Origin of the sequence: Bradyrhizobium genosp. SA-3, from assembly GCF_004212635.1 — a bacterium.
Lineage (GTDB): Bacteria > Pseudomonadota > Alphaproteobacteria > Rhizobiales > Xanthobacteraceae > Bradyrhizobium.
On record NZ_PSRT01000042.1, the window covers coordinates 44,792 to 60,568 of the forward strand.

Sequence of the window (15,777 nt, forward strand, 5' to 3'; positions counted from 1 at the left end):
GGCATGCAGTCATGCAGTCATGCAGGCGAAGCTCCGCAAGCCACCAATTTTCTTCTAACCCCGAGAGGTAACGATGGGCTGCGATATTCATCTTGTGCTCGAGAAGAAGTGGAACGACCGTTGGGTCGGCGTCACTGACTTCCCTTATGTGCCGGTCCAGGTGTACGGCGGCGCGCCGGATTACAAAACGGTTCGTGGATACCCCCACTACGACGTTCGCAGCCGCGACTACGACCTGTTCGCTCGCCTAGCAGGCGTTCGCGGCGCGGGGCCTGAGCCGCGCGGGCTACCTGACGACGTGTCTGATCTGGCGCGGATGGAGGTCGAACGCTGGGACAGCGACGGACACTCACACTCGCATTGCTCCCTGCAGGAGTTCGTGCAGGCGAAGCTCGCGAGTGACGCTCCCGAGAAAATGCTGGTCGAGAACGACCCTCGCACCCAAGACCCCTACTACCACTACTTCGGGATCGGGAAAGACGAGCTCGCTGAGGCGGAATACCGCGTCGTCTTCTGGTTCGACAACTAACCCACCGAGGTAACGATGGGCGGAGCCTACAGCGTGGCGCCGATGCCGGTGCTCGAGCAGCCGAAACCGAAGCGTCGTCGCAAGCCGACAGACTATTCCAAGCTGATCGTCCGCGGGCCGCGCCTGACCAAGACCTACTGGATGCTCAAGGAAGGCTTCGTGCAGGACATTCAGCGCGAACGCGCCGGCGGCACCAGGAACAACTGTTACTTCGACTGGCAACACCAGCGGCGCCTTGGGGCACTGCTCGAGCGCGGCTGGATCGAACAGCGCGAGGGTCCACGCAAAGGCGTGGTCTACCGCACCACCGGAGAAGGCGCCTTCGCAATGCTGCTCGCTGAAGGCCAGTTCGAAGCCAAGCGCGCACTCACGAAACCATAGGACCATCGCACCATGTTGCTGCGCGATCTTAAAATGGAGCCTCGCGAGAGGGAGCACTACTTCGACAAATATTGGGTGAACCTACGCGACGGGTCAGCGCTCTTCATCCAACGCGCCGCGAGTACGAAATTACGATATCCGGTCGGCACATGGTTCATTTTTCATGCAGCTACTTACGGAAGCCACTCGCACTATCTAGCCACGCGCTACGAGCTCGACGAGTTCGAAGCTCAAGCCGTGTTCGATCATTACCTGCAATTTCACGGGGTAACCGATGAAGCTCTCTGACATTCCGTGGCCCGGTGATGTGATTGCTCGCGGTCTGAACGAGGACGAAGGCGCGATCGCCCTACCGGGAACGCCCTACGTCCTGACGATCTGCTACCTCGAGTATAGCGATGGCCCCGAGTTCTCCGTCGTTGTCCGCCTAAACGAGAACGGCGCCCCCATTCGATGCATGGGCAACGCCTTCGACTTGAAGCCTGCCAGCCCGCGTGGTCATCGCGACGAGCGCGATCCGAGCTGCTCACGCTTCGACCTCCCCTCGCTGTTCGAGCTCCTCGCAGCCGTCGACTACTTCGCCCAACGCTACGGCGCTAACCCTCCGGAGTAACAATGCCCGCATTCAGCCAAAGCACGCTCAACCAGCTGCACTCGAACATTCGCACGCTGTGGTACCGGCGTCAGCGCGTGGGCAAGATGCACCTCAGCCACGAGGAGTACATCGACACCTTCGTGCCGTTCGAAGCGCGTGAGCATTTCGTTGCCGTCGCACGTCATGTGCAGTCGCGTCCGCAGTGGCATGATCTGCACTGGCCGCTCGCCGACGGCACGCGCCTCAAGCTGAACGTGCTGCTCGACAGCAAGGTCGACCGCCCCGCTCCGCCGTACATGCGCGAGCACATCGTGCAGCCCGACGCGCCCCAGGAGATCGTCGACCGCATCAACAGCTGGATCGCCACCGGCGGTGACGCGCATCGGGATTTTGCGCGGGTGGGCGTGCTCTTGGGAAAGCTCAATGAGACCTGCTCGCGCAATACCATCCGCTACTACTGGCCGACGATCATCCCGATCTGCGCCGAGCACCAAGAGACCAAGCGTTTCGCCGAGGAGCTCGCCGCCCTCAAGCCGCCGAAGAACCCGGCGCCGTTACCTCGCGGGTTACAGCAGGCGTGCCGGTTGACGGCGGTGACGATCACAACGACGTTGTTGATCCCGGCCGATGCGCAGGATCAGGGCTGGGGTGAAGCGACCATCCAAGTCGCGAACGGACAACGCTACAGCGAGCCTGACCTCGGCGCTTTCAGCGGGCTGAGCTGAACGAAAAAGCCGGCGAGGATCTGGACACCCTCGCCGGCTGAACTCCCACCCACAGGAGATGCGCTCGCGCGCTGAAGATTCATATGGGCGCGGCCGATTCGCGTGTCAACTAGGACGAGCACTGTGCGGACAATAATTCTGGATTTCGAAACTTATTACGACAAGGAGTACTCGCTCCGCAAAATGACGCCGGTGGAGTACGCGCTCGATCCGCGTTTTGAAAACATCCTTTGCGCCGTCAAGGAGGGCTGGCCAAGCAACCAGCCGACCTACTACGTCGATGGCGCCGACTTCGATAAGTGGGTGAAGGACGCTGCGCTCGAGAGATCAGCAGTAGTCTCCCACAACGCGCTCTTCGACATGTGCGTCCTCGCGTGGCGCTACGGCATCGTGCCGCGCCTCATGATCGACACGCTGGGCATCTCGCGCGCGATGCTTGGCTACAAGCTCCCTCGCCTCTCGCTGGAGGCCGTCGCGCGGCACCTGGGGCTCGGCGTAAAGGGCAACACTGTTCACAACGTCATCGGCATGAACCGCGACGCGATCAAAGCCGCGGGCCTCTGGGACAGCTACGCCAGCTACTCCATGAACGACGCTGATCTGTGCGCCGGCATCTACGACACCCTCGTACGCTCGGGCGGTTTCCCCATCAAAGAGCTGGCGATCCAGGACATGGTGCTGCGCTGTGCCATCCAGCCGAAATTCCTGCTCGACCAAAACACCCTCACAGAGCACCTGGCCGAAGTCCGCGCGAAGAAGGATCAGCTGATGGCACAAGCCATGCTGGTCGGCGCCGGCGGCAAAAGCGACCTGATGTCGAACGACAAGTTCGCCGAGTTACTTCGCCAGGTAGGCTGCGAACCACCCACCAAGATCTCGATCCGAACGGGACAGGAGACTTATGCTTTTGCGAAAACCGACAAAGAGTTCATCGCGCTCGAAGAGCACCCGAATCCGGCCGTGCAAGTCCTGGTGGCTGCCCGCGCCGGTCACAAGTCCACGTTGGAGGAATCCCGCTGCGAGCGCCTGCTGAAGATCTCGCAGCTGACCTGGCCGGGCAATCAACAAGGGTTGATGCCGATCCCGCTGCGCTACGGCGGTGCCCACACGCACCGCCTCAGCGGCGATTGGAAGTTGAACATGCAGAATCTCCCACGGGGAGGAAAGCTGCGGCGCGCACTCATCGCACCACCCAACCATACGATCCTCACGATCGACGCCTCCCAGATCGAGGCACGCATTGTTGCATGGCTGTGCGGACAAGACGATTTGGTCGCACAGTTCGCCGGCGGCGAAGATGTCTATTCGTCTTTCGCTTCGGACGTTTTTGGTTACGAGGTGCATAAAAAGACGCACCCTAGCGAAAGGTTCATGGGAAAGACCGGCATTCTTGGGCTTGGTTTCCAGGTGGGAGGAGCGAAGTTCCAAAACACCGTCGAGGTGCAGAGCGTTTTGCAGCTCGGTCAAAAGATCGAGATGCCGCTTGAGGAAGCGTTCCGCGTCGTTCAGATGTACCGGAGGAAATACTCCCGCATCTCAGCGACTTGGGGGCTCCTTCAGACGCTGGGAATTCCCGTCCTCGCCGGCAACGGTGCGACCTTCTCGATCGGCCCATGCGTCTTCGAAAAGGGAGCCGTAGCGCTCCCCAGTGGCTTGAAGCTGTTCTACCACGATCTCCACCAAGAGAGCGGTGATCGCGGCATGCAGTGGGTTTTCACCTACGGAGGTGAGACCCAGAAGCTGTACGGCGGAAAACTCCTAGAGAACATCGTACAGGCGCTCGCGCGCATCATCACGATGGATGCCGCGCTGCGAATACAGAGGCGGATCGCCCTCGGCATGCAGGTGCACGACGAGCTCGTGTACTGCGTCCCCAACGATCGCCTCGAGGAAATCAAGCATATCGTCCTGGAAGAGATGCGACGCCGCCCGGACTGGGCGCCAACCTTGCCGTTGGAAGCGGAGGTCGGCACTGGCCCATCGTATGGCGACGCTAAATAACCCCACGAGGTTACCGTCATGCCAAGTCGAGTTCCACTCGCGCATACGCGAGAGCGTCATACTATTGCGAAGCTGTTCATAGATCTAACTGTCGAGATGCGCATGTCGTTGTTCGGCGATCAAACGGTGCGACGAGACACAGGGATCGGCACGCTGTTGATGGTGGGCGCTGCGGTCGTGGTCGGACACGCAGAAGCGCGCCCGATGAACGCCACCAAGATCTCGCTCTACGTCAATCTGCCGCGCTCCACAGTTCAGCGAAAGCTGGATCAGTTGCAACAGCTCGGCGTGATCGTACGTCGCGGCAATGCCTATTGCCTCTCACCATCACGGGCGGGGAACATCCCCCCGGAGTACGTGAAACGCTCAGCCCGTATAATCACGGAAGCAGCGAAGCGGCTAACGCGCGAAGTGTAGCTTCTTAGCAATAGGCGAAACCACCTCTTCGACATTTTGGGCACACGCGATGGTGGAATGCCCATTTTGGCTTCCGTGCTGTCAACCACAAGGATTAATCTACAGCGCGACTTTAAACGCTCACGTAACCTCCAAGAAACCCCCGTGAAACCATTGAAATATTTGAGGAATTTCTGCGCGACAGTGTTGACTTCGTTCCGCAGTTGACTCATTTAATCTTGTAACCTTCGCGTGAAGTTATCCTGAACCAGGGTCAAAACTCCAACCAAAGCAAGTAGCATCACATGCGCCCCACAACGGCTCCCCTCCCCTCTGACAACGACGAGACGACCCAGCTTCGGACACGTATTCGGGATTTGGAATTGGCGCTCGGCCAGCGCGACGAGAGCCTGGCCGCAACGTTCCGCCTGACGCCGGTGCTGAACAATCTGATGGGGCTGTTGATGAACGTGCCGGTGGTGACGCCGGAGATGATCCGCCAACGCCTCGAGATCGCGCCCGATGCCAAGGTCGCCGCGCATCGTCTGCGCAAGCATCTGGAGCCGTGGCAGATCAAGATCCAGTCGCGCCGCAACGTCGGCTACTGGATCGAGGACGAGGACAAGCTGCGCGTTCGCGAACTCATCCGCCAGAAGATGGCGGGTCAGATGGTTACCCCCGAGGTAGTCGTCGACAACGAGCTTGCGGCAGAGGGCGACGACGAGACCGCCGAGTAATTCGGTTCCTCCCTGACTACCCGGTGCGGAATTTCCGCACCGGGAATTTTTCCGCCCAGAGGACAGAGTTATGGAATATTTTCGGGATACCGAAAGCTCTTTGTCGAGTGACTGGACTGCGCGCTTTTTGGACATCGCGCGCGTCGTCGCGGGCTGGAGCAAAGACCCCGGCCATAAAGTCGGTGCGGTCCTTGTAAGGCCCAACCGCACCATCGTGAGCGTCGGCTACAACGGCTTCCCGCGCGGCACCGACGACTACCATCAGCTGCTCAACGATCGCGACACCAAGCTGAAGCGCACGGTCCATGCGGAGGTGAACGCGATCATTACCGCCGGCGAGAAGCTGGACGGCTGCACGCTCTACGTAACTCCCCTGTACCCTTGCGCCTCGTGCGCCGGGATCATCATCCAGAGCGGCATCCGCAAGGTCGTCGCCGAGATGGCGCACGACGTGCCCGATCGATGGGCGGAAGATTTCAAAGCGGCTGCGCGAATGTTTCGCGAGGCTGGGCTCGACGTCGAGCTCGTGCGGAAGGAGCGCGTCTAGTGGCTTTCCCTTCGCATCAGGACAAGCTTTATCAGGAGTATTTGCGCATGAGCATTCTCGGTGGTGGCAGCTCGGGACTCGGCGCGCTCCCTTGGCCGCCGTCGGCACAACAGCAGGCGCCCGTCTACCATCCGTGGGGCGTCCCGCAGGCGAACTTCAAGCACGCGCCGGAGAACATGCGCGCCGCTCTAGCGATCCGCATGGGCTGGAACGTCAATCAGACGGGCTTGAAGTATTTCGAATACTGCGAGCCGCGAAAGCTCGACGCCGAAAAGGCAGTCGTGTTCGTCATCCACGAAGGTAAGGCGCTGGCGATCGAGGATGATCTGAATCTCTTCCCGAGCGACGCGCTCGTCACGCAGCTGCGGCTCCTGCAGGACACCAAGTGATGCTCCTGCTCATCTACTTCGCCGTGGTTCTCGACGCACATCAGAACATGTTTTGGAGAATGAAATGAAGGCCGCATATATCGCAATCGCTCTGCTCGGAGCTGTTACCCTCGCGGGTTGCGACGACGCGCAAATCGCTTCAGAGAACCTGTCCAAGGCAGCGGACAATTTTGAGATTAACCGCCGGATCGTTTTCTACAACGGCATCAGCGGTGAATATATCCTGACCATCGAGGGCCTCTGCTCCCAGCAGCCCGACGGTCGGAAGCTCGCCGTGATTTGCAAAACCGGGCCGAGCTCCTTCAAGAAACACTTTCTCGGCTTGTCCGACAACGTGACCTACTTCTCGGAGCAGATCGATGCGGCCCAGGCGAGTGCCTACCACTACCGCGTGATCTTCAAGCCGGCGGCGATCATCCCCAACGTGGAAGTTCGCTAATGAATGTCGCCGTCAAGCCCTTCGCGTGGAGCTACTCGCGCCTCAAGAACTTCGAAACGTGCCCGAAGAGGCACTGGCATGTTGATATCAACCGGGATGTCAAGGAAGAGGAGGGCGAGGCCCTGCTCTGGGGCAACGAGGTCCACAAGGCGATCGAGAACCGGATCGCCAAGAACACGCCCCTGCCCCACGGCATGGACCCCTTCGAGAAGTGGGTGCAGAAGGTCGTTACCGGCCAAGGTAATCCTGGCGTGCAAGTGCTGGTCGAACAGCAGCTCGCCATCAACGCCAACTTCGGCAGGACCGCGTGGTTTCCGAGTGACGCTAAGCGTGCCGGCACTGGCAATCCATGGTTCAGGGCAAAGGGCGACGTCATCAAGATCGCGGGGCCAGTGGCGTTGATCGTCGACTGGAAAACCGGGAAGCCACTCGAGGATTCGCAACAGCTGGCGCTGATGGCGGCCTGCGTGTTCGCCCACTATCCCGAAGTCATGAAGGTCCGCAGCCTATTCGTTTGGCTCAAACACGACTGCGAGACCAAGGAAGATTTTCACCGCAACGACATGGCAGCGATGTGGAAACATCTGTGGCCGCGCATCGAGACCCTCAAACATGCCCACGACACAACGACGTACCCGGCGAAACCCGGCCCGCTCTGCCGCCGCTACTGCCCGGTCTCAGCCTGCCCCCACCACGGAGAGAGCAGCTGGTGACAGTTGGCGCTGGATGGCGGACGGAGAGATCATGTTGCGGTCGCATCTTCCGCCGGACACGCCGCTCAAATTGACGCGGGTATTCGAAGCTGAGACTCGCCAATGGAAAGTGCTCGTGCAGTTCGTCCGCGAGAACGGACCCCCGGTCCTGATCGGCAGCGAGCCGCTCGAAGACTTCCCGAGCGAGCTGATGATCGCTCAAGCGATGCTGGTGGCGTGATGGTGGACTATCGCGGCATCCTGCGCGCGGCTGAGACCGCAACGGTGGACCCGTCCCTGCCTGAGAAGACCCAGCGGGAGCAGGAGGCCGGCCGTGCACGGATCATGCAGAACCTGCGCGCGAGCGTCGTAGACGTCGGGATGGACGAGCTGCAGAGGCGCTTCGGTAAGCGCAGCGTGCCGACCGGTGGCTTGCGATTTGTCGCTGAGGCTAATCGCTGGATGGTCGACGTCGTGGTGCACACGGCGGCGAGGCGCGTGATGCAGTTCGAAGACGAGCTTCTGGAATTTCCGAGCGATCACATGATCGCACAAGTCGCACTGGTGGTGTGATGGGCAAGGGCAACACCCCGGAGGGTCGCGTCAAAGGCGCGGTGAACAAGGTGCTCGCCCGTTACCCCGAGAGTTACCGCTACATGCCCGTGCCTTATGGGTATGGCCTGAGCTCGCTGGATTTTTTGATCTGCCATTACGGGCAGTTCATCGCCATCGAAACCAAGGCGCCTGGCGAGAAGCCCACCGCGCGCCAGGAGAAGATCATCGCCGAGATCGAGCACGCCGGAGGGCGCGTATTCGTGATCGACGGCCAGCCGCCACAATTAGCGGAGCTGGAAGCGTTTCTCGAGCAGGTAAAGAATGCAAGTTCAGATCAGTGCGAAACACAAGATGCTGGCGGTGCCCGTAGCGGAAAACCTCCAAAATCTTTTCCCCGCGGCAAAGCAAATTCAATTCGCCGGAGCCCCGCATTTACTCCTGCCGCATCAGCCGACGGAGACGTTCCTGCTGCGGCGTCTGGGCTACGAGGTACCGGCACCGATCCTGACGCACTATGATTGGCGGAATGGCTCGCCGTTCAACTCCCAGAAGAGCACGGCGGCCCTCCTGACCCTCGAGCAGCGCGCGTATGTCTTGAATGGCATGGGCACCGGCAAGACCAAGAGTGCGTTGTGGGCCTGGGATTACCTGCGAAGTAACAACGTCTGCGGCAAGCTGCTGGTGTCAGCGCCACTGTCGACGCTGAGCTTCACCTGGGCGCGGGAGATCTTCAACACGCTTCCTGGGCGCAAATGCGCCGTGCTCCACGGCACCAAGAAGCAGCGGCTACAGAAGCTGGAAGACCCCGAAATCGAGATCTTCATCATCAACCACGATGGCCACAAGGTCATCCTCGACGAGCTGATGGCGCGCACCGACATCAACGTGCTGTGCATCGACGAGCTCGCGGTGTTTCGCAACGGCGGATCGTCACGCACCAAAGAGATGATCAAGCTCGCCAACCGGATGGAGTGGGTGTGGGGCATGACCGGCTCGCCCATCCCGACATCGCCGACGGATGCCTGGGCGCAAGCAAAGCTGGTGACCCCCTCTCGTGTGCCGAAATACTTCGGAAGGTATCGCGAAGAGCTCATGACCAAGGTGACGGCGTTCAAGTGGCACCCGAAGCCGGACGCGGTCGACAAGGCGTACGCGACACTTCAACCCGCGGTGCGGTTTACGCTGGACGACGTGACGGAGCTCCCCGAGTGTGTCGAGCGCACCATCGACGTCGAGATGGGCGACAAGCAGCAGAAGATCTACAAGGCGCTGGTCGACCAGTGCTACGCCGCCGTGAAGACCGAAGAGATCACCGCGGCCAACGCCGGCGCGGTCATGATGAAGCTGCTCCAGGTCTCGACGGGCTGGGTCTACTCGAAAGATCGCAACGTCGTCGCGCTGGACAATACCAAGCGCATCGAGGCGCTGGTGGATGCGATCAGCGCGACCGACCGCAAAGTGCTGGTGTTCGTGCCGTTCAAGCATGCGCTGGCTGGCATCAGCGACGCGCTCAAGGCCGAGGACATTGAGCACGCTTGTGTAGACGGCGACACGCCGGCCAGCGAGCGCGCGCAAATTTTCAACCTGTTCCAGAACACGTCAAAGTATCGCGTACTGGTGGCGCACCCGCAGTGCCTTGCGCACGGCATCACGCTAACGGCTGCGGACACGATCATCTGGTTTGCACCCGTCACAAGTCTCGAGATTTACGATCAGGCAAACCACCGCATCCGGCGCGTCGGCCAGAAGCACAAGCAGCTGGTGCTGCATCTGCAGAGCACGCCGGTGGAGAAGAAAATTTATAAGATGCTCCAATCGAAGCAGCAGGTGCAAAACAAGCTGCTCAAGTTGTTCGAGGAGCACACGGATCAGACCGCCGAAGCTGCCTAACCTCAGAGGTAACATGACCGACATCGCGAAACGCGTTGAGCAGTTCGTCAAGCTGCGCGACATGATCAAGCAAAAGAACGACGAACATAAAAAGCTGATGAAGCCGTACAATGAGACACTCGAGCAACTCAACGCTCTACTGTTAGCGCACCTCAACGGTCAGTCGGCAAACAGCGTCGCCACCGACGCGGGCACCGTCTACCGCACCGAGAAGAAATCCGCATCGCTGGCTGATGCCGAAGCCTTCATGGACTTCGTGATCGCCAACGGCGCCTACGATCTCCTCGACCGCAAGGCCAACGTCACCGCGGTGGAGGACCACATCAAGGAACACAACGCGCCTCCGCCCGGCGTGAACTTCACCAGCACGTTCACCGTCGGCGTCCGCCGAGCTTAAAATCCAAGGAGTACCCATGAACGCTCTCGTCCCACAGAACTTCGGCCCCATCTCGACCCGCTTCCAGGGCGCTGCCATGGAGGACGACCTCTCCGCTGGCGTGCAGACCGGCTTTGGTATCATCGGCTACAAGGGCAAGGTGTGGTCGATCCGCAAGAGCGGCGCCGAGACGCCTCTCATGCGCGAAGATGGCGATGGTCCGCGCAACAGCATCGAGGTGGTGCTGCTCAAGGCGTCGGCGCATGTGTCGAAGATCTGGTACAAGGACGGCTACGTCGAAGGCTCGACCGCCGCGCCGGATTGTTTTTCCACCAACGGCGTGACGCCGGACGCCGGCTCCAAGAACAAGCAGGCCAATGCCTGCGCGCTGTGCCCGATGAACCAGTGGGGCTCACGCATTACCCCGGCGGGTAAGCAGGGCAAGGCGTGCAGCGACTCCAAGCGCGTTGCGGTGGCGCCCCTCGGCGACATCAAGAACGAAGCGTTCGGTGGCCCGATGCTGTTGCGCGTGCCGGCAGCGTCGTTGAAGGATCTGGCGGCGTACGGCCAGAAGATGCAGGCGCTCGGATATCAGTACTACGCGATCGGCACCCGCATTGCGTTCGATCCGGCAGAAGCGTATCCGAAGTTCACGTTCGGCGCGATCCGCCCTCTCAGCGACGCTGAAGCCGACCTCGTGCTCGAGCTCCGCGGCAGCCATCAGGTGACGACGATCCTCGCCGAAGGTTCCGAGAATGCGGCGCAGCCGGTCTCCCAAGCCGCCCAGATCGCCTCCGCGTTCGAGCAGCCGCCGGTTCAGCCGGTTGCCGCCCCCGCGATCCAGGCGCCCCAGCCGGCCCCTGCCCCTGCCCCTGCCCCAGTTCAGGCGGCTCCGGCTCCGGCTCCGGCTCCTCAGCCTGTCGTCGCTGCCCCCACGACCGCTCCGGCCACCACGGCGCCTGCGGCCCAGTCTTCCTTCGAGGACAGCCTCGACGCCCAGCTCGATCAGCTTCTCGGGTAACGCGAGGGGTTAATCCCCTCGCCTCCTTCAATGTTACCCGCAGAAGTTAGAACGCATGCTCGAACACGCGCAGGAATACTTCGCCAAGGTTCTGCCTTGGCCGCAGGACGGCGACGCCCCTGCGTATGTCAACATCCACTGGTCGCTCGATAAGCTCAGCGAGAAGACCGGCAAGCCGATCTTCACCGGGCGCGCCGTGCGCTCGGTGCAGGAGGCTGTGAACACCGTGAAGTGGGCGATGTCGGTCCCCGACACGCGCGACATCTACGTGTGCCTCTCCACCCAGCGCGAGGCGCTCCAGAAGAAGTCGCAGAAGGGCAAGGAATACCTTGCCCCGATCCGCGCCCAAACCAACGTCGTCGCCCTCAAGAGCCTTTTCCTCGACCTCGATGCGAAGGGCGAGGACAAGAACAGCTACGGCTCGCTGGCCGAAGCGACCGCTGCCCTGCAGGACTTCATCGCCAAGATGGACCTGCCCAAGCCCAGCGTCATCGTCACATCAGGTGGGGGACTTCATGTTTATTGGACGCTGGACCGCGCACTCACGCGTTACGAATGGGAACCTCTTGCATTTGCACTGGCGGAAGCCACCAAGCAGCACGGCCTCAAATGTGACACGCAGTGCACGATTGACGCCGCTCGCATTCTTCGAGTGCCTGGTACTCTTAACCGCAAGCTGGATGCTCCTCGTCCCGTTGGTCTGGCTGGAAATCGCACTGGTGCTGACTACACTGTCGATCGCCTCGCTCGTTCGCTAGAGCCCTACAAGAAGGCCGAGCACGCGCCGGCGCTCCCGCCCAAGGCCCCGATCCAGGGCGTCAGCGATCTCGCCGCCGGCGTCGACATGGGCAACGCGGCACCGATCGACGTCAAAAATGTCGCCAAGGAATGCGCCTTCGTCCGCGATGCGCTCCTCAATGGCGGCAAGGAGCTCGCCAATCCGCTGTGGAACCTCACTACGCTGATCGCGACGTTTACCTTGCAAGGTAGCGCCGCCGCCCATGTGATGGCGAACCAGCATTCGGGCTACTCCCAGGCGAGCACGCAGGAGCTCTACGAGCGCAAGGAGCGCGAGAAGCAGGCGAAGGGGCTCGGCTGGCCGAGCTGCAAGACGATCAGCGCATCGGGTTGCACGTCCTGCCAAACCTGCCCGCATTTCTCAGCCGGCAAGTCGCCCCTCAATTTCGGTGGGCCGCCCGCTCCCCCGGTCCCACCTCCGAGCGTCGCCAACCCGGCCACGCCCAACAGCGATCTGCCGCCCGGCTACAAGCGGCTGGCGAACAACATCATTTGCCGCATCGTCATCGACATCACCGCCGGCACCGCGCACGACGAGCCGATCAGCCGCTACCCGATGTTCGAGCCGTCGATTCAGGTGCATCCGACGTACATGCTGAACTTCAACACGGTGACCGAGATCGGCCGCACGACGCAAATCTCGCTGCCGATGAAGGAGGTCTACTCGAAGGACGGCTTCAAGCGGCACATGTGGCAACAGGGTCTCGTCATCGACGACAACGAGACCAAGAAGACGATGGAGTTTCTGGTGTCGTGGGTTGAGAAGCTGCAGCAGAACAAACAAGCCGTGGTGAGCTCCTCGCCCTACGGCTGGTCGGTCGACCGCAAGGGGCAGCTCGAGGGCTTCGTGTTCGGCGGCAGTCTGTGGATGCCGGCCGGCGATCGCGCAGCCGCCAACCCCGACCCAGTGCTCGCGCGACGCTATCGCCCCGTGGGTGAGCGTGATCCGTGGATTGCCGCGGCCAAGATGATCACCGATCAAGGTCGCCCCGAGCTCGACGCGATCCTCGCCTCCGCTTTCGCCGGACCCCTCGTCAGGTTCTGCAACCAGCCCGGCGTGCTGATGAGCACGTATTCCACCGAGTCCGGCATCGGCAAGACGACCACGCTCAAGGTGGCGCAGGCGGTGTGGGGCGACCCGCAGCGCGCGATGGCGGGTCTCGACGACACGCAGAACAGCTTCTTCGGTAAGATGGGCCAGATCCAGTCGCTGCCTGTCTACTGGGACGAGCTCAAATCATCGGATCAACACAAACGCTTCGTGAAGCTGGCGTTCACCCTCACGATGGGCCGCGAGAAGGACCGCATGACCCAGGGCGCGCACATGCGCGAGGCGGGGAGCTGGCAGACCATGATGATCAGCGCGTCCAACGACAGCATCATGGATTACGTGATGAGCGAGACGAAGCAGACGCTCGCCGGCGTGTATCGCGTCTTTGAGTACGAAGTGAAGCCGAGCAAGACCGGCCAGGGGCAAATCGACGATGCCGTGGCCTCGAAGATCGTCGGCAAGCTGAACGATCACTACGGGATCGTCGGTCTCGAGTACGCCCGTTACCTCGGAGGTAATCACGCCACCATCGAAACAGACGTGTTCGAATTCAATCGCGCGTTGGGCGCTGAGCTCGACATGTCCAACGAAGAGCGCTTCTGGCGCGTGACGATCACGACGCTCCTCAAGGGGGCCGAGTATGCCAACAAGCTCGGGTTTACGGAGATCAACATCAAAGGGTTGAAGGGTTTTCTGGTTGGAGTGCTCAAACAGATGCGCGGCCAGAAGGCTTCTCAGCCTGTGGATATGAGCGACAAGAACAACATCTCGAACGTGCTGGCGCAGTTCCTCAACGCGCAGCGGGCGCGACACACCCTCAAGACCAGTCGCATCCACACTGGTAGAGGCAAGCCGCCGGTCGGCGCGATCAAGATCCTCAACTCGCACCCTGATCGCTTAGACACGATCTACGTGCACATCGGGGTGGACGACAAGAAGCTGCGGATGAGCAGCACGTTCTTCGGCGACTGGTTGCAGGAGAAGGGATACTCCCGCCACGTCATGATGAAGTCGCTGGAGACAGAGTTCGGCGTGAAAAAGCTGCAGGGGCGCATCGCCTCCGGCACCGAGTTCGCGACCGCGATCGAGTACCTGCTGGAGATCGATCTGGCTGGTACCCAACATGTGAACTTCTTAGACGAAGCGTAGTGACGAAGCATGAGTGACCTGAGACGAGTAGGACGGCCGCGCTCCACCCACTGTAAGCGCGGGCACGAGCGGGTGGCCGGCGAGAAGAGCTGTGTCGCGTGCCGGCGATTCCGCGAGCGGTTGAAGTACCGCTTCAACGAAGAATTCCGCGAAAAGAAGAAGGTCTACCAGCGAGGTTGGCGCAAGGACTTCTTCGACAAGAACGGGTTCTGGGCGGCGGAGCTGTACCGATGACCGACATCGACGAGGACGCCCCCATCACGCTTGAAGAAGCGTCGAAAATAGTGTTTCGCAATATCATAACGGCTGTCAGTCTGCGTGCTGAGGCGAAGCGCGGCAACCTCACCATCTTCCGGGTCGGCCGGCAGTACTTCACGACGCTGCGACTCGTCAGGGAGATGCAGGAGAAAAAATGCCCCGCCCAAAGTCCCCTCCACGACTCTGGCTCGACGAGGCCCGCCAAACGTGGACCATCATCGACGGTGGAAAGCGCATCCGCACGGGTTGCGGCGCGTGCGAGCTTCAGAGCGCTGCGAAGTCCCTCCAGGACTACATCGCAGACACCCACATCGTAACCCACGGAAGTAACCCTCTGATCTCCGACGTGCTCAAGGCTTACAGCGACGAGCACCTCGCGTATACCGTCTCCGCCGCCTCGGTCTCTTACGACATGGACAGGCTCGAGGAGTGGTGGGGCGCCAAGCGCGCGGCGGAAGTAACCGCCGAGAACTGCCGGCTCTACATCGAGCATCGCGACGCGCCGACGATCTGCCGGCGCGAGCTGGGCATGTTTCACGCGGCTCTGATGCACTGGCACAAGCACCGGGAGCACGGACCCCTTGGGGTCATGCCGATCATCGTAAAGCCACCGGCGAGCGACCCCCGAACCCGCTGGATGACCCGCACGGAGGCCGCCAAATTCATCTGGCACGGCATACGCAAGATGCCGCTCGGCCGCCGGAAGCGCCTATTCCGGTTCTTCATCATCGGCTGGTACACGGGAACCCGCCACGCCGCGATCGGCGGCATCAGCTGGAAGATGGTGGACCTGGAGAGCCGAATCATGCAGAGGCGGCCTGAGGGCGTCGCTGAGACTCGCAAGAAGCGGCCGCCGGTGAAGATCGGCCGGCGGCTCTTGTCACACCTGCGCCGCTGGCGTCGGCTCGACGGGCCGAACGCGAAGTACGTGATCGAGTATGGCGGTAAGCCATGCTCGGACCTGGGAACGGCGTGGGACATGGCGCGGGATATGCCGGGGAGCATCCCCGACGTCACCCCGCACACCCTGCGACATTCGCGAGCGACCCACTTGATGCGGCAGGGAGTTGATGTATGGGAAGCGTCGAAGTCCCTTGGAATGTCGGCCGAGATGCTGGAGCGCGTGTATGGGCACCATCGTCCCGACTGGCAGGAGAACGCGGCGGAGGCTAGGTAGCGTTACCGTAGAGTTACCCGACAACCGCTAAGGTACTGAAAACAAAGAGGGATTTTCTTGGGAGCTTCAAA

The 15,777-nt window shown here is 61.2% G+C and carries 21 protein-coding genes; all 21 read left to right on the plus strand.

Annotation, left to right across the window (positions count from 1 at the left end; all coding sequences use genetic code 11):
- Positions 1-73: 73 nt before the first annotated feature.
- The 21 genes from CWO91_RS16720 to CWO91_RS16815 all read left to right on the plus strand — a co-directional run bounded on the left by CWO91_RS16720 (position 74) and on the right by CWO91_RS16815 (position 15,706).
- Positions 74-529, plus strand: coding sequence for a hypothetical protein (locus CWO91_RS16720; protein WP_130214479.1), 456 nt, complete (start codon positions 74-76; stop codon positions 527-529).
- Between the two features lie 15 nt (positions 530-544).
- Positions 545-910, plus strand: a complete 366-nt coding sequence (locus tag CWO91_RS16725) for a hypothetical protein (protein ID WP_130214481.1) — start codon at positions 545-547, stop codon at positions 908-910.
- Positions 911-922: 12 nt separating this feature from the next.
- Positions 923-1,198, plus strand: coding sequence for a hypothetical protein (locus CWO91_RS16730; RefSeq protein ID WP_130214483.1), 276 nt, complete (start codon positions 923-925; stop codon positions 1,196-1,198).
- Complete coding sequence (locus tag CWO91_RS16735) at positions 1,185-1,523, plus strand: hypothetical protein (protein WP_130214485.1); 339 nt, start codon at positions 1,185-1,187, stop codon at positions 1,521-1,523. The genes CWO91_RS16730 and CWO91_RS16735 overlap by 14 nt, the downstream gene beginning before the upstream one ends.
- 2 nt (positions 1,524-1,525) lie before the next feature.
- Positions 1,526-2,230 carry a hypothetical protein gene (locus tag CWO91_RS16740; RefSeq protein WP_130214487.1) on the plus strand — a complete coding sequence of 235 codons (705 nt, stop codon included), beginning with the start codon at positions 1,526-1,528 and terminating at the stop codon, positions 2,228-2,230.
- A gap of 183 nt (positions 2,231-2,413) precedes the next feature.
- On the plus strand, positions 2,414-4,231 hold the full coding sequence (locus tag CWO91_RS16745; protein ID WP_130214489.1) for a DNA polymerase: 1,818 nt from the start codon (positions 2,414-2,416) through the stop codon (positions 4,229-4,231).
- Positions 4,232-4,333: 102 nt separating this feature from the next.
- Positions 4,334-4,648: a helix-turn-helix domain-containing protein gene (locus CWO91_RS16750; RefSeq protein ID WP_130214492.1), complete on the plus strand. Its 315-nt coding sequence runs from the start codon at positions 4,334-4,336 to the stop codon at positions 4,646-4,648.
- A gap of 362 nt (positions 4,649-5,010) precedes the next feature.
- Positions 5,011-5,364 carry a hypothetical protein gene (locus tag CWO91_RS16755; RefSeq protein ID WP_130214494.1) on the plus strand — a complete coding sequence of 118 codons (354 nt, stop codon included), beginning with the start codon at positions 5,011-5,013 and terminating at the stop codon, positions 5,362-5,364.
- Between the two features lie 70 nt (positions 5,365-5,434).
- Positions 5,435-5,911 carry a deoxycytidylate deaminase gene (locus CWO91_RS16760; RefSeq protein WP_130214496.1) on the plus strand — a complete coding sequence of 159 codons (477 nt, stop codon included), beginning with the start codon at positions 5,435-5,437 and terminating at the stop codon, positions 5,909-5,911.
- 47 nt (positions 5,912-5,958) lie between these two features.
- Positions 5,959-6,300, plus strand: coding sequence for a hypothetical protein (locus CWO91_RS16765; protein ID WP_130214498.1), 342 nt, complete (start codon positions 5,959-5,961; stop codon positions 6,298-6,300).
- A 64-nt stretch (positions 6,301-6,364) separates the two neighbouring features.
- Positions 6,365-6,739: a hypothetical protein gene (locus tag CWO91_RS16770; RefSeq protein WP_130214500.1), complete on the plus strand. Its 375-nt coding sequence runs from the start codon at positions 6,365-6,367 to the stop codon at positions 6,737-6,739.
- The gene (locus CWO91_RS16775) at positions 6,739-7,452 is read left to right on the plus strand and encodes a PD-(D/E)XK nuclease family protein (protein WP_130214502.1); all 714 of its coding nucleotides are present in this window, start codon (positions 6,739-6,741) and stop codon (positions 7,450-7,452) included. Before CWO91_RS16770 ends, CWO91_RS16775 begins: the two co-directional genes overlap by 1 nt.
- Before the next feature lie 31 nt (positions 7,453-7,483).
- Positions 7,484-7,672 carry a hypothetical protein gene (locus tag CWO91_RS16780; protein ID WP_130214504.1) on the plus strand — a complete coding sequence of 63 codons (189 nt, stop codon included), beginning with the start codon at positions 7,484-7,486 and terminating at the stop codon, positions 7,670-7,672.
- Complete coding sequence (locus CWO91_RS16785) at positions 7,672-8,004, plus strand: hypothetical protein (RefSeq protein WP_130214506.1); 333 nt, start codon at positions 7,672-7,674, stop codon at positions 8,002-8,004. The genes CWO91_RS16780 and CWO91_RS16785 overlap by 1 nt, the downstream gene beginning before the upstream one ends.
- The gene (locus CWO91_RS44320) at positions 8,004-8,504 is read left to right on the plus strand and encodes a VRR-NUC domain-containing protein (RefSeq protein WP_245471280.1); all 501 of its coding nucleotides are present in this window, start codon (positions 8,004-8,006) and stop codon (positions 8,502-8,504) included. The genes CWO91_RS16785 and CWO91_RS44320 overlap by 1 nt, the downstream gene beginning before the upstream one ends.
- A gap of 85 nt (positions 8,505-8,589) precedes the next feature.
- On the plus strand, positions 8,590-9,876 hold the full coding sequence (locus CWO91_RS16790) for a DEAD/DEAH box helicase (protein WP_245471281.1): 1,287 nt from the start codon (positions 8,590-8,592) through the stop codon (positions 9,874-9,876).
- A 13-nt stretch (positions 9,877-9,889) separates the two neighbouring features.
- Positions 9,890-10,273, plus strand: a complete 384-nt coding sequence (locus tag CWO91_RS16795) for a hypothetical protein (protein ID WP_130214510.1) — start codon at positions 9,890-9,892, stop codon at positions 10,271-10,273.
- Between the two features lie 16 nt (positions 10,274-10,289).
- Positions 10,290-11,273 carry a hypothetical protein gene (locus tag CWO91_RS43740; RefSeq protein WP_130214512.1) on the plus strand — a complete coding sequence of 328 codons (984 nt, stop codon included), beginning with the start codon at positions 10,290-10,292 and terminating at the stop codon, positions 11,271-11,273.
- A gap of 55 nt (positions 11,274-11,328) precedes the next feature.
- Entirely contained in the window at positions 11,329-14,271 is a 2,943-nt protein-coding gene (locus CWO91_RS16805; RefSeq protein ID WP_130214514.1) for a DUF927 domain-containing protein, read from the plus strand.
- 9 nt (positions 14,272-14,280) lie between these two features.
- Positions 14,281-14,505 (plus strand): hypothetical protein, encoded by a 225-nt coding sequence (locus CWO91_RS16810; RefSeq protein ID WP_130214516.1) that lies wholly within the window; start codon positions 14,281-14,283, stop codon positions 14,503-14,505.
- Between the two features lie 178 nt (positions 14,506-14,683).
- The gene (locus CWO91_RS16815; RefSeq protein WP_130214518.1) at positions 14,684-15,706 is read left to right on the plus strand and encodes a tyrosine-type recombinase/integrase; all 1,023 of its coding nucleotides are present in this window, start codon (positions 14,684-14,686) and stop codon (positions 15,704-15,706) included.
- The last annotated feature ends 71 nt before the right edge of the window (positions 15,707-15,777 follow it).